The following is a 13,454-nucleotide window of genomic DNA, read 5'->3' as shown; positions in this document are numbered from 1 at the left end:
GCCGGTAGGAAGTCTGGCTGTAAAGGGTTGCCATGAGCGTGCGTACCTATCGCGAAATCCAACGGCGTAAGAGCCGGCAGATTCATGTCGGGCCGGTCGCCATCGGTGGCGATGCGCCGATCAGCGTGCAGACCATGACCAACACGGTCACGGCCGACGCCAAGGCGACCATCGACCAGATCCGCCGGGTGGAAGAAGCGGGCGCCGACATCGTGCGTGTCTCGTGCCCGGACGAAGAGTCGACCGCGGCGATGAAGGCGATCTGCAAGGCGGCGACGATCCCGATCGTGGCCGACATCCATTTCCACTATAAGCGCGCCATTGAGGCGGCGGAAGCGGGCGCGGCGTGCCTGCGCATCAATCCCGGCAACATCGGCTCGGCGGCGCGCGTCAAGGAAGTGGTGCAGGCCGCCAAGGACCATGGCTGCTCGATCCGCATCGGCGTCAATGCCGGTTCGCTCGAACATGAGCTGATGGAGAAGTACGGCGAGCCGTGTCCCGAAGCGATGGTCGAAAGCGCGCTCAAGCACGCCTCCATCCTCGATGACAACGATTTTCGCGAATACAAGATTTCGGTCAAGGCATCCGACGTCTTCCTGGCGGTCGCGTCCTATCGCGCGCTGGCGGCGGCGATCGATTGTCCCTTGCATCTCGGCATCACCGAGGCGGGCGGTCTCATCTCCGGTACGGTGAAGTCGGCGATCGGCATGGGCCAGCTTCTGTGGAGCGGCATCGGCGATACCATCCGCGTTTCGCTGTCGGCCGATCCTGTGGAAGAAGTCCGCGTCGGCTTCGATATCCTGAAGGGTCTCGGGCTGCGGGCCCGCGGCGTGAACATCGTGTCGTGCCCGTCGTGTGCGCGGCAGGGCTTTGATGTCATCAACACGGTGAAGACGCTGGAGGATCGCCTCAAGCACATCACCACGCCGATGAGCCTTTCCATCATCGGCTGCGTCGTCAACGGGCCGGGCGAGGCGCTGGGGACCGACATCGGCTTCACCGGCGGCGGCGCCGGCAAGGGCCACGGCCAGATCTATCTCAACGGCAAGCCGGTCTACCGGATCGAGAATCCGGACCTGATCGAGCACGTCGTCGATCTGGTCGAAAAGAAAGCCGCTGAAATCGAAGCCGCCCACAACACCGCGGCGGAATAGGACCTCGCGTCACCTCCTTTCCTCCCCCGTGGCGCACAATCCACGTGCCGCACGCTCCGTTTTATAGCCGGGGAGGAAAGACGAAAATCCGCGATGAGCGGGTTCGTGAAGGATGGTACGCCAACCGTTCCCGTTCTCGTAGAAATGATCGGCTGAGAGCTGCCGATCTGTTAGCATGGCTTCCGTGGCGGCGCCGTCAGCGAGCCGCCCACGGGGGAGAACATGTCCATGATCGCTCTGCGGCGCCGGGACCTGATTGGATGCGGCCTCGCCGGCCTCGCTTTTTCCCGTTCCGCCTTTGCCGAAAATCCGGGCGGGTTCGAGCCGCTGCCGGCGCAGGTGAAAATCCAGGAGCGCCAGCTCACCACCTCAGTGCATATCAACGGCAAGGGGCCGTTTCATTTCATCGTCGACACCGGCGCCGACCATAGTGTGATCGCCGAGGACGTCGCCCAGGCGCTGCATCTGCAGGCCGGCCATCAGGTGATGGTGCAGGGGATCATCCGCGCGCTGCCGGCGGTGAGCGTGCCGGTGGACGAGTTGCGGTTCGGCGCCGTCGTGCGCTCCGCTCTCGACATGCCGGTGCTGCCGCGCGCGCTACTGAAAGCCGACGGCTTTCTCGGTCTCGATGCTATCGGCAATCACCGCGTCGTGTTTGATTTCAAGAAGTGGACGTTGCGCGTCACCAACAGTCTGCCGCTGGAATTCGTCGAGAAGACCGGCAACGATACCCGTCTATCGGCGCCGGGCGATGACGGCCATTTGCGCTCGGTGGCCTGCCGCGTCGACGGCGTTCTGACGATGGCGTTTCTCGATTCCGGCGCCGAGGTTTCTGCGGGTAATGAGGCGCTGCGGCAGGCGCTGATGCAGAGTGGCCCCGGCTATACCGGCGACCGCGACATCGAGCTGACCGGCATCACCGGCGGATCGCGCATAGGCAAGGTGGTGAAGGTGGAAACCATCCTGCTCGGCAACCTGGAATTCTCCGGTTGCGAGATTGCGGTGGCCGACCTCGACGTGTTCCGCATCTGGGGCCTTATCGACAAGCCGGCGTTGCTGATCGGCCTCAACTTCCTGCGCGAGTTCCAGACCGTTTCGATCGACTACGGGCGCAAGGAGTTCCGCCTCAAACTCGCCTCGGCCAGCCCCTGGGTGAACCACAAGCGCGGATAGCTTGCGGCCACGCGCCGGCCCCGGCACAATGCGCCCGGATCGCCGGGGGGCGTGATGGAAGTTTCGCGTTGGGACTCGCGTTGGACGCTGCTGTTCGCGGCCGGGCTCGTGGCGTTCTACGGCGCCTGGGTGCTGATCTGGCTCACCAACGGCGTCCTCTATTTCTGGGCGATGCGCTGGTTCGGGCTCGATGCCGTGGTGGTGTCGAATTACGCCGCGCCGCTGCCGTTCTTCGATCTCGAAGGCGTGCTGTCGTGGTCGGAGTGCGCCCGCCGCGGTTATGACGTGTTGGTTCACAATCCCTGCGATCCGATCGGCCGGCCGCTGAACTATTCGCCGTTGCTCGCCCGTCCCTGGCTGGGCGGCATCGGCATCGCCGCGACGCTGCCGCTCGGACTTGCCATCGATGGCGCCTTTCTCGCGCTGCTCGTGGCCGTGGTCCGGCCGCGTAGTTTCGCCGAGGTCGGGGTGGGTTGGCTGGTCGCCGCTTCGCCGGTGTTCGTTTTCGCACTCGACCGCTGCAATCTCGATGTCGTTTTCTTCGTCGTTGTGGCGACGGTGATCGTCGTCGCGACGCCACGGCTGCGGCTTCGTCTGGCGGCCGCGGCCGGATTTCTGCTCGGGTTCCTGAAATTCTATCCATTCTGCCTGCTCGCCATGGCCTTGCGCGAGCGTCTGAAGACGTTCCTGGTGATCACAGGGTTCAGCATCGCGGCGCTGGCGTTATTCGCCTGCAAGTTCCGCTACACCTTCGCGCGGATGCAGTTTCCGGGAGCGGACTGGTTCGGCGACACGTTCGGTGCCCGCCAGTTCACGCTCGGGCTTGCCGATGTGGCCGGCCTGCGTCCCGGGGCGCTGGCTCCGTTGCTGATCGTGCTGCTCGTCGCCGCTGGCATCGCAGCGTGGCGGCTGTCGCGCCGTTTGGATGTGCTGCTGCCGCCGACGATCTGGGGCGAGTGGGCGTACGCGCTGTTGCTGTTCGCCGCGGTGGTGATGGTGTCGTGCTTCGTCGTGCAGGCGAACCTCAACTATCGCGCGGTGTATCTGGTCGCGGCATTGCCCGGCCTGTGGCGGCTGCGGGAGCGCGCCGAGCCCGGGTTGCGGTGCCTGATCGGCTGGACGCTGGGCGCGCTCGCAGGCTGCCTGTGGGCTGAATCGGCGCGCTCCGATCTGATGCTGCTCGCCGATATCATGGGCGGATCGGGGCCGACGCCGGCCGAAAGCGTGATCCAGGTCGCGACCCTTTTCCTGCGCGAACCGCTGTGGTGGTTCGAGATGACCGTATTGGCTGCGATCGTGCTCAGTTTCGTGCGCCAGTCGCAAGTCTGGCGACAGGTCGCGGGGTCGCTGCGCCGAGCCGGCTGACGGGGGGTTACGAGCGCGCCCGTCCCGTGGTATTGCGCCGCTCCCATGATCCCGACCGCCAAACTCGAACGCCTGCTTGACCGCTTCCACGCCGTGGAGGCGGAACTGTCGTCGGGCGTGGCAGGGCCGTCCTTCGTCAAGCTGTCCAAGGAGCACGCCGAGCTGTCGCCGGTGGTGGAAGCCGCGCGCGCCTACCGCACCACCCAGCGGCAGATCGAGGACGCCGAGACGCTGATCGCCGATCCGTCCACCGACTCCGAGATGCGGGCGCTGGCGGAAGAAGAGCGGGCCGAGCTGAGGGGCGCGCTGGAAGCGCTGGAACACGCCCTCAAGATCCAGCTCCTGCCGAAGGATGCCGCCGACAATTCCTCCGCCATCCTCGAAATCCGCGCCGGCACCGGTGGCGACGAGGCGGCGCTGTTCGCCGGCGACTTGCTCAAGATGTACACCCGTTACTGCCAGCTTCAGGGCTGGAAGGTCGACGTAATGAGTCTGTCCGAATCCGATCTCGGCGGCATCAAGGAAGCGGTGCTGGACGTGCAGGGGCAGGGCGTGTTCGCCAAGCTCAAGTTCGAGAGCGGCGTGCATCGCGTCCAGCGCGTACCGGTAACCGAGGCGGGCGGGCGCATTCATACGTCGGCGGCCACGGTGGCGGTGCTGCCCGAAGCCGAAGACGTCGACATCGAGATCAACGACAAAGACTTGCGCATCGACGTTTTCCGGGCCTCCGGCGCCGGCGGCCAGCACGTCAACAAGACCGAAAGCGCGGTCCGCATTACCCATCTGCCGACCGGCTTGGCGGTGGCGCAGCAGACCGAAAAGAGCCAGCACAAGAACAAGGCCCAGGCGATGAAGCTGCTCAAGGCGCGGCTGTTCGAGATGGAACGCGAACGCGTCGATTCCGCTCGCGCCTCGGAACGCAAGTCCTTGGTCGGCTCCGGCGACCGCTCCGAGCGCATCCGGACCTACAATTTCCCGCAAGGGCGCGTCACCGACCACCGCATCAACCTGACCCTCTACAAGCTCGACCGCATCATTTCCGGCGACGACCTCGCCGACGTGGTGGATGCCCTGGTGACCGAAGATCAGGCCAGCCGACTCGCCGAACTGGAATCGGACGAAGCGTGAGCGATCCGGTATGACTGATCCGAGGCCCGATGCGATCCGCCGGCTCACTGAGGCCGGAGTCGGCAACCCCCGCCTCGACGTGCGGCTGTTGTGGGACGCCGCCCAGCGCAATCCCGGCCAGTTTGCGGCCCTGGTCAAGCGCCGCCTCGCGCGCGAGCCAATTGCCTATATCGTCGGTTCCAAAGAGTTCTGGAGCCTCGAATTCGAGGTGTCGCCGGCGGTGCTGATTCCACGCCCGGAGACGGAAACCATCGTCGAGCAGGTGCTGGACCGGTTCCCGTCGAGTGCCGCGCCGCTGAAGATTCTCGACCTCGGAACCGGATCGGGCTGCCTGCTCGCGGCGTTGTTAAAGGAATTTCCCAAGGCCAGCGGCTTAGGCATTGATGCCTCTGAGAAAGCGCTTGCCGTAGCGAGCCGCAATCTCGCCCATCTCGGGCTCGCGGAACGGGCGGAAGTACGGTTTGGCAACTGGATGAAGAATGTCGCCGGGAGGTGGGACGTGGTTGTTTCCAACCCGCCTTATATTCCGGCCGCCGACATTGCCGGACTTGAGCCCGATGTACGCGCGTACGAGCCGGTCAGCGCCCTCGATGGCGGCCCCGACGGGCTGGACGCGGTAAGGGCGCTGGCCGCCGCCTTCGGGCGCCACCTGAGCGGGACCGCGTTCGTGGAAATCGGCGCCGGGCAGGCGGTCTCAGCACAAGCCCTGATGGCGGCGGAGGGTTTGTCTGTGCTCCATATAGCCCCGGACTTGGCGGGAATCCCGCGGGTCGTGGTTACCGGACCGGGTCCGAACTAGCCGGGACGAAAAAAGAGTTGGAATGGCCACGGCTTCCAGCTAGTTTCCGATTCCGGGGAGAGGCGCCGGGCCCCAGGGCCAGGCGTATGTGGCGCGTAGATCGCGCCCGGCCTCTGGCACTGCGAAAGACGTATTTCGGATGTTGTTCATGCAAGCCGGCCTGCGCGCGCGCAGTGGACGTAGCGGTCCACAGAACGCGGTTTGGTCCGAACCCAAGGGGATTTGAGTGAAACGCTCACGCAGAGGCGGCCGCAGGCCGCAGAACGGTCACAACGGACACAGCGGTGGCGGTGGTGGCGGCGGCGGTGGTGGCGGATTCAATCCGAACCGCAGCTATGATTCGAGCGGCCCGGAAGTGAAGATCCGCGGCACCGCTTCGCACATCTATGAAAAGTACCTGCAGCTCGCCCGCGACACCAACGCCAGCGGCGACCGCGTCATGGCCGAGAACTACCTGCAGCACGCCGAGCACTATTATCGCATCATGGCCGCCGCGCAGGCTCAGCAGGCGCAGTGGCAGGCCCAGCAGATTGCCAACGGCCAGCAGCCGCGTCCGGGCACCGGCGACCAGCCGGGCGTGCCGCCCGTCGCCGGTTCCGCCAGCGCGCCGTCCTTCTCGCTTGCTGAGGGCCAGGACCTCGACGAGGGCGAAGAAGAAGGCGACGAAGCCGAAGTCGCGGAATAGCGGAATAGTCTTTCCTCCCCCGCGGATATCCGCCCCATCAGCGGGCACGGTGTTCGAATAGCGGGGAGGTGGCCGCCAGGCCGGAGGGGGGATTGCGCGGTTTCATTCCGTCGCGCCCCCTTGTAGCCGCCCCTCCCAATTCCCACATATCTGCCAGCACGGCGCCCCTGTGGAGCGCGACCGGAAAAGTGCGTTTTGCGGTTTTCCGGTACGTCGCGCGACCATTGAAAAAGCCGGTCGTGCATTAACCGGACTCGTCCTAGGCTGCCGCAACTGTGGGGCCTGAATGGCGAGGGCTTGAGAGGCAGACATGGATATCGAGAAGTTCACCGAACGCGCGCGTGGATTCATTCAGTCCGCGCAGGGACTCGCTGTTCGTTCCAACCACCAGTATTTCACCCCCGAGCACCTGTTGAAGGTCCTGATCGACGATGAGGAGGGCCTTGCTGCCCGCCTGATCGCCGCGTCCGGCGGCCGTCCCGAGCAGGTTCGCGACAGCGTCGCCCGCGCGCTCCAGAAGATGCCGCAGGTGCAAGGCGCCCAGCAGAGTTACGTCCACAACGACACCGCCCGCCTGCTCGAGAGCGCCCAGCAGGTCGCGACCAAGGCCGGCGACAGTTTCGTCACCGCCGAATACCTGCTCCTCGCGCTCGCCATGTCCGCCGGCGACAGCGCCCGCATCCTGAAGGATGCCGGGGTCACGCCGCAGAACCTGAACAAGGCCATCGCCGATCTGCGCAAGGGCCGCACCGCCGACAGCGCCACGGCGGAAAACGCCTATGACGCGCTCAAGAAATATGCCCGCGACCTCACCGAACTGGCGCGCACCGGCAAACTCGATCCGGTAATCGGCCGCGACGAGGAAATCCGCCGCACGGTGCAGGTGCTGTCGCGCCGGACCAAGAACAATCCCGTACTGATCGGCGAGCCCGGCGTCGGCAAGACCGCCATTGCCGAAGGCTTGGCGCTGCGCATCGTCAACGGCGACGTACCGGAAAGCTTGCGCGACAAGCGACTGATGGCGCTCGACATGGGCGCGCTGATTGCCGGTGCCAAATATCGCGGCGAATTCGAGGAGCGGCTGAAGGCTGTGCTCAACGAGATCACCGCCGCCGAAGGCAAAGTCATCCTCTTCATCGACGAGATGCATACCCTGGTCGGTGCCGGTGCCGGCGAAGGCGCCATGGACGCCTCCAATCTGCTCAAGCCGAGCTTGGCGCGCGGCGAACTGCATTGCGTCGGTGCCACCACGCTCAACGAATACCGCAAGCATATCGAAAAGGATGCCGCGCTGGCCCGCCGCTTCCAGCCGGTGTTCGTCAGCGAGCCGACGGTGGAAGACACCATTTCCATCCTGCGCGGCTTGAAAGAGAAGTACGAAGTGCACCACGGCGTGCGCATCACCGATAGCGCCATCGTCGCCGCCGCGCAGCTCTCCAACCGCTACATCACCGACCGCTTCCTGCCGGACAAAGCCATCGACCTGATGGACGAAGCGGCCAGCCGCTTGCGCATGCAGGTGGATTCCAAGCCCGACGAGCTCGACGAACTCGACCGCCGTGTGGTCCAGCTCAAGATCGAACGCGAAGCGCTGAAAAAGGAGACCGACAAGGCCTCCAAGGACCGGCTCGCCACGCTCGAAAAAGACCTTGCGGACCTCGAACAGCAGTCCGCCGTGCTGACCGCGAAGTGGAAAGAGGAAAAGCAGTCCGTCCAGGACGTGCAGTCGCTGAAGGATCGCCTCGACAAGGCCCGGGCCGAAGTCGCCATCGCCCAGCGCCGCGGCGAGTATGCCCGCGCCGGTGAGCTGCAATATGGCGTCATTCCCGGCCTCGACAAGCAGCTTCAGGATATCGAAGAGCGGCGCCAGAGCGCCATGGTCAACGAGGCGGTGCAGCCTGAGCACATCGCCCAGATCGTCTCGCGCTGGACCGGCATTCCCGTCGACAAGATGCTGGAAGGCGAGCGCGACAAGCTGCTCAAGATGGAGGAGGCGCTCGAACATCGCGTCGTCGGCCAGACGCCGGCGGTGCGCGCCATCTCCAACGCCGTGCGCCGTGCTCGCGCCGGCTTGCAGGACCCCAACCGGCCGATCGGCTCGTTCCTGTTCCTCGGCCCCACCGGTGTCGGCAAGACCGAACTGACCAAGGCGCTGGCCGCGTTCCTGTTCGACGACGACAACGCCATGGTCCGCATCGACATGAGCGAATTCATGGAGAAGCACGCGGTCGCGCGCCTGATCGGCGCCCCGCCGGGCTATGTCGGCTACGAGGAAGGCGGCGTGCTTACCGAAGCGGTGCGGCGCCGGCCGTATCAGGTGATCCTGTTCGACGAGGTGGAAAAGGCCCACGCTGACGTGTTCAACGTGCTGCTGCAGGTGCTCGATGACGGCCGTCTGACTGATGGGCAGGGGCGCACGGTCGATTTCAAGAATACCGTGATCATCCTGACCTCCAATCTCGGAACCGAACTGATGACCGGCCCGGATACGCCGGAGGTGCGTGCCGAAGTGATGGCGGCGGTGCGGGCGCACTTCCGTCCCGAGTTCCTCAACCGCCTCGACGAAATTATCCTGTTCCACCGCCTGTCGCGCGCCAACATGGACAAAATCGTCGACATCCAGATCGCCCGTTTGTCGAAGCTGCTGGCCGATCGCAAGATCGCGATTCGGCTCGATGCCAAGGCGCGTGATTGGCTGGGGCATGCCGGCTACGATCCGGTTTACGGCGCGCGGCCGCTGAAGCGCGTGATCCAGCGCCGCCTGCAGGACCCGCTGGCGCAGTTGCTGCTCGAAGGCAAGATCGGCGACGGCGCCACGGTGGAGGTCAGCGCCGGCCATTCCTCTCTCACCCTCAACGGCGAGGAATTCACCACCGCCGACGATCTCGCCTACGAGAACGCGCCGAGCCGAAGCTTGAACTGACAAACGGTGTCATCCCCGGCGAGCACGGTGACGTTGCGCTTGCGCAGCCGGGGATGACACCTGCGTTTCACCCCACCGGCAGCACGATCTTGCCGAACGTCGCATTGGTGACGGTGGCGAAGCTGCCGTAGAGCGCGAGCGTGCCGCAGACGAGGCCCATCCAGCCGCCGAGATGGCTGATCGCCGGCATGGTGAACAGCGCGCCAGTGCCGAGCAGGAAGAACGTGATCCACAGCGTCAGGAACACGAGGTTGACCACGCGCGACAGCCGGAACGACGCAATCCACATGTAGAGCGTGAACACGCCCCACAGCAGCAGCGCCACGGCAATGGTGGAATGGGCGGCCGACAGGTCGAGCACATGGTTGCCGCCGAGCAGCAGCAGCAGCGCGAACCACCACCAGAACGCGCCATAGGCGATGAAGGCCGTCATGCCGAAGGTATTGCCGATCTTCACTTCGAAGATGCCGGCGAAAATCTGCGCCGTACCGCCAAGCGCAATCGCCAGCGGAATGACGACGGGTTCGCCGCCGGGCGGCAGCACGCCGGCATTGATGAGGCTCAACAGAACGGTGGTGAGACCGAATGCGACCAGTCCCAGGGCCGCAGGATTCACCTGCGGTGCGTTTTCGTTCGCCATGCTTTCACTCCCCAGATCGCCGGTCTATGCGCCGGCAGCCTGGAAGTGTGCGCGAGTCTCGTACGTCTTACGAACGAAAAAGGTTCGCCACCGGCAAGTTGCGGAAATAGCGCGTTATTTCGTGCCGTTGCGGAGGTTGGTGGCGACGTCGGCGACTTTGGTCTCGAGCTTGGTGGCCGCCAGCTTGTCGTCGATTCGCAGGCGCTCGGCCTGGAAGGCGCGCAATTCCTTGCCCGCCAGCTTGCGCCCTTGCGCCATCTTCAGCTTGAGCGGATTGACCTGCTGGTTGTTGACCAGGGTCTCATAGTGCAGGTGCGGGCCGGTCGACATGCCGGTATTGCCGCTGTAGGCCACGATCTGCGCCTGACGCACCTTCGAACCGACGTGCAGGCCGGGCGCGAACCGCGACAGATGTCCGTAGCCGGTGGCGAAGCCGCTGCCGTGATTGATGCGGACGAAGCGGCCGTAGCCGTTCGACCAGCCCATGAACGCGATGGTGCCGCCGCCGGCCGCCATCACCGGCGTGCCGATCGGAACGCCGAAGTCGACGCCCTTGTGCATGCGCGAATAGCCGAGCACTGGATGGAAGCGCATGCCGAAGCTGGAGGTGATGCGGGCGCCGTCGACCGGCGTCTTCATCAGCATGCCTTTGACGCTTTCGCCGCCGGCGTCGAAATATTCCGGCGGATCGTTCGGGTTCGCCTGATAGCGATAGAGCACGATCTGGCGGCCGCCGGTCTTCATCATCGCGTACGAGATGGTGCCTTGGTGGGCCGGCACGCCTTCCGGCGTGTAGTAGTAGTCGTAGAACACCTCGAACGAGTCGCCCGGCTGCAGGTCGCGCTGGAAGTCGATCTTGTACGAGAACATCTTGCCCATCTCGCCGACGACGTCGGTCGGGATGCCGGCGCGCATGGCTGAGGCATAGAAGCTGCCGTCGATGGTACCGCCGGCGCGATGAACGTGGGGGACGAGCTGCTTGATCGCGTCGGTCGCTTGGAAGCTGCCATCGCCGGCGCGCGCCACGGTGACGTCGTGATCGACCGTTGGCGAGAACTTGATCGAGATCAGCCGCGTGATCGGTTCGCCCGCCACCGCCTGGCCGTGCGACATGTCTTCGTCGCCTTCGTCTGCAGACGGATCATTGGCGCTGGCGCCGGCGATGTCGGGCCGCGTGTCGTAGGTGATTTCGAAATTCTGCCCGGCCTTCAGCGAGCGGGCGTTGTGCACCTTGCCGAGTGCGGCGATGGCGGCATTGGCGTCGTCGGCCGAAATGCCGGCATTCTCGAGCAGCCCGGCCAGCGTATCGCCGGACTCCAGCGTCACCGTGTGCGTTTCGGTCGAGGGATGCGGCGCGGCACGTTCGGCGTTGGCGGCGTGGTCGAGCGCACCGGGTTGCTGCGCTGTCGGATTCGGTGTGGATCCGAACAATCCATCCGGGCCGCTCTGGGTCAGCTGCTGAAACAGCCGGTAAGGCAGGAAACCGCGATTGGCGTTTTCCACAGTGCCGCCCGAAACCGGCGGCATCGTGTTAACTGCGAGCCACGCGACCGATCCGACGATCAGTGCCGATACCGATGTGGAAACAATTCGCCAGCGGCCTTCGCTGTTGAACGTCGCCGCTTCGCGCTGCGAGCCCGACCATTCCGGCTCGAAATTCAGCGGCGTCGATTCGGTGCGACGGTTCACGATTGCTCCCTGGCTTATGCGATTGTTGTAGTTGTCTCAGACCGTTGCGGAGCGTCGAAACGCGGATCGCATATAGCCCCACGGCATGCTGGCGCGTCAACCATTACTCCTGGATTAACGATACGCGCGCACACGTACCAACGAATCCGCCGCATCGTCTCGGTTAATCGGTCGCACGCGGTGTGATGTGCTCGATGCAACAATGAGGCTGCAAAGACACACGGCGCGCTCCGATTTGGATCACGCGCCGCAGCCTGAAATCGTTGTAATGTGGATACTGCGTAGGCGGAAGATCAAAGGCGAACCAGCAGGCCCTCTGCGATCTTACCGTGCATCCAGCCGACGAAGCGCGCGAGGTGCAGCAGCGCGAAAAACAGCAGCACGCCGGCGACAACGAGCAGAATGAGACCCGGCGCGGTGTGGAAGAGGTGTTCCAACCACGGAAGTCCGGTGACCTGGATGTGGCTCTCGTTGGTGACCAGCGAATAGAGCGAAACGCCGGCAACACCAAGCGACAACGACAAGCCGACGATCGTGAGGGTGAAGTAGACGATGCCCAGCGGCAGCATCAGAAGCAGATAGAACACGCTCGTCCAGGTGCGCACATCGCCGAGCGCATCCTTGATTTGCGGCCAGATTTTCTCTTCGACATTGGCGGCGGGCAGGCGGCGCGGCATGCGCACGCCGAGCAGCGCTTCGACGATGCGTCCTTCGAGATGGCTGAGCACGCGGAACGACATCAAGAACACCAGCGCCAGCGGAATGCCGATGATGAGGACGCTGGTTCCTGCGGTGATCGAAATGCCGGCGATGGTCCAGACGAAATAGAACGTGCCGGTGACCAGCGACAGCAGCATGTAGAGCAGGGCGCCGTACGTCTTCGGATCGGAAACGACTCCGAAAAAGCCGCCGCCGCGCCCGTTTTCGGCATCCTGCTTCGGGAATGGCGTGGAAATGGTTGCTTCCATGTCGCGGTATTCCTCTGCAATTTCCTGCGGCGATCCGTATGTATCGATGACGGAGGCCATGATCGCGGCTTCATCCAGATCGGGATTCTGCGCGATCTCCATGTTGAGATGCTCTTCGCAATCGGCGAGAGCGTCGGCAATCAGTCCGCGCGGGGCGCCTTTCAGCGCCCGTCGCAAATCGAACAGATAGCCGCGAACCGAATTAGGCGGTTGGACGATATTCATTACCCGTCCCTCCGGGGGTGACACCGGCTTTGAGCGCGTCGTCGACGAACTCGCGCATGTCGCGCCAGGCGAACTGCCATTCGGCGAGCGCTTTGCGCCCTTCGTCGGTGATGTTGTAGTAGCGGCGCGGCGGTCCGAACGCCGAAGCCTCGACGCGGCTGCCGAGCAGTCCGAGTGCATTGAGCGAGCGCAGGACAGGGTAGATCGCACCCTGCTTGAAGATCAGCCCGCCTTCGCCTTCCGCCTTCACGGCTTTGGCGATTTCGTATCCGTACATTTCCCGGCCGGCGCGCGCGAGCACTGCCAGCAGGACCAAGGACGATAGTCCGGCCATTAGCTCCTTACGGAATTTACGCGTGTATTGCGTTTCTTCAGTCACGTCACACTCGCGTTGCTTCCGCCCTCTCGGCTATTGCTAAGTTCAATCTAGCGTGAACTTCACAATATGCAAGTCCCGAGTAGTGGGGAGTTCAAACTATTTAGGAATCCACACCCGGAACGGTTAACACATTCTTACCAACCGGCGAATTCCGTATTGGCACAGGGTAGATGCAGCCAGTTGGCTGGTTGGATGCAGCTATGCCGAGAATTTCTGCCTGAAAAAACGCTACGGCTTCTTCAGGCGTGAAGCAGCGCGCGCCGGGCCCGCAAAAATCGTCCCAAACTGGGTCTGGCAGGGCGTACGGTTAATCCCTGCTTTACGGC

Annotated in this window: 11 protein-coding genes; 7 read left to right on the top strand and 4 right to left on the bottom strand. The window is 64.2% G+C overall.

The features are described 5' to 3' along the window. Positions 1-32: 32 nt before the first annotated feature. The 7 genes from ispG (at position 33) to clpB (ending at position 9,227) form a co-directional block, all read left to right on the top strand. Entirely contained in the window at positions 33-1,154 is a 1,122-nt protein-coding gene (ispG, locus tag AC1P6P_RS20005) for a flavodoxin-dependent (E)-4-hydroxy-3-methylbut-2-enyl-diphosphate synthase (RefSeq protein WP_481404208.1), read from the top strand. 222 nt (positions 1,155-1,376) lie between these two features. Next, positions 1,377-2,327 (top strand): aspartyl protease family protein, encoded by a 951-nt coding sequence (locus tag AC1P6P_RS20000; protein WP_481404207.1) that lies wholly within the window; start codon positions 1,377-1,379, stop codon positions 2,325-2,327. Positions 2,328-2,381: 54 nt separating this feature from the next. Next, complete coding sequence (locus tag AC1P6P_RS19995) at positions 2,382-3,692, top strand: hypothetical protein (RefSeq protein ID WP_481404206.1); 1,311 nt, start codon at positions 2,382-2,384, stop codon at positions 3,690-3,692. A gap of 45 nt (positions 3,693-3,737) precedes the next feature. Next, positions 3,738-4,820, top strand: coding sequence for a peptide chain release factor 1 (prfA, locus tag AC1P6P_RS19990; RefSeq protein WP_481404205.1), 1,083 nt, complete (start codon positions 3,738-3,740; stop codon positions 4,818-4,820). A gap of 10 nt (positions 4,821-4,830) precedes the next feature. Next, positions 4,831-5,619: a peptide chain release factor N(5)-glutamine methyltransferase gene (gene prmC / locus AC1P6P_RS19985; protein ID WP_481404204.1), complete on the top strand. Its 789-nt coding sequence runs from the start codon at positions 4,831-4,833 to the stop codon at positions 5,617-5,619. Between the two features lie 226 nt (positions 5,620-5,845). Continuing rightward, positions 5,846-6,304, top strand: a complete 459-nt coding sequence (locus AC1P6P_RS19980) for a DUF4167 domain-containing protein (RefSeq protein WP_481404203.1) — start codon at positions 5,846-5,848, stop codon at positions 6,302-6,304. A 310-nt stretch (positions 6,305-6,614) separates the two neighbouring features. Further along, positions 6,615-9,227, top strand: a complete 2,613-nt coding sequence (clpB, locus tag AC1P6P_RS19975) for an ATP-dependent chaperone ClpB (protein ID WP_481404202.1) — start codon at positions 6,615-6,617, stop codon at positions 9,225-9,227. A gap of 67 nt (positions 9,228-9,294) precedes the next feature. Here the strand turns inward: clpB and AC1P6P_RS19970 are convergent, their stop codons facing one another. The 4 genes from AC1P6P_RS19970 to AC1P6P_RS19955 form a co-directional block, all read right to left on the bottom strand. Beyond that, positions 9,295-9,867, bottom strand: a complete 573-nt coding sequence (locus AC1P6P_RS19970) for an acetate uptake transporter (RefSeq protein WP_481404201.1) — start codon at positions 9,865-9,867, stop codon at positions 9,295-9,297. Positions 9,868-9,981: 114 nt separating this feature from the next. Next, positions 9,982-11,556: a peptidoglycan DD-metalloendopeptidase family protein gene (locus AC1P6P_RS19965; protein WP_481404200.1), complete on the bottom strand. Its 1,575-nt coding sequence runs from the start codon at positions 11,554-11,556 to the stop codon at positions 9,982-9,984. A 293-nt stretch (positions 11,557-11,849) separates the two neighbouring features. After that, positions 11,850-12,749 (bottom strand): sensor domain-containing protein, encoded by a 900-nt coding sequence (locus AC1P6P_RS19960; RefSeq protein WP_481404199.1) that lies wholly within the window; start codon positions 12,747-12,749, stop codon positions 11,850-11,852. Further along, positions 12,727-13,128: a PadR family transcriptional regulator gene (locus AC1P6P_RS19955; RefSeq protein WP_481404198.1), complete on the bottom strand. Its 402-nt coding sequence runs from the start codon at positions 13,126-13,128 to the stop codon at positions 12,727-12,729. Before AC1P6P_RS19955 ends, AC1P6P_RS19960 begins: the two co-directional genes overlap by 23 nt. Between the last annotated feature and the right edge of the window lie 326 nt (positions 13,129-13,454).

The sequence above is a fragment of the Rhizomicrobium sp. genome (assembly GCF_056722145.1).
This window is presented reverse-complemented; position numbering and strand designations above follow the sequence as displayed.

Coding starts and splice junctions, on each gene's coding strand:
- ispG (WP_481404208.1), top strand. CDS start 33: ATGAGCGTGCGTACCTATCGCGAAATCCAACGGCGTAAGAGCCGGCAG.
- AC1P6P_RS20000 (WP_481404207.1), top strand. CDS start 1,377: ATGTCCATGATCGCTCTGCGGCGCCGGGACCTGATTGGATGCGGCCTC.
- AC1P6P_RS19995 (WP_481404206.1), top strand. CDS start 2,382: ATGGAAGTTTCGCGTTGGGACTCGCGTTGGACGCTGCTGTTCGCGGCC.
- prfA (WP_481404205.1), top strand. CDS start 3,738: ATGATCCCGACCGCCAAACTCGAACGCCTGCTTGACCGCTTCCACGCC.
- prmC (WP_481404204.1), top strand. CDS start 4,831: ATGACTGATCCGAGGCCCGATGCGATCCGCCGGCTCACTGAGGCCGGA.
- clpB (WP_481404202.1), top strand. CDS start 6,615: ATGGATATCGAGAAGTTCACCGAACGCGCGCGTGGATTCATTCAGTCC.
- AC1P6P_RS19970 (WP_481404201.1), bottom strand. CDS start 9,867: ATGGCGAACGAAAACGCACCGCAGGTGAATCCTGCGGCCCTGGGACTG.
- AC1P6P_RS19960 (WP_481404199.1), bottom strand. CDS start 12,749: ATGAATATCGTCCAACCGCCTAATTCGGTTCGCGGCTATCTGTTCGAT.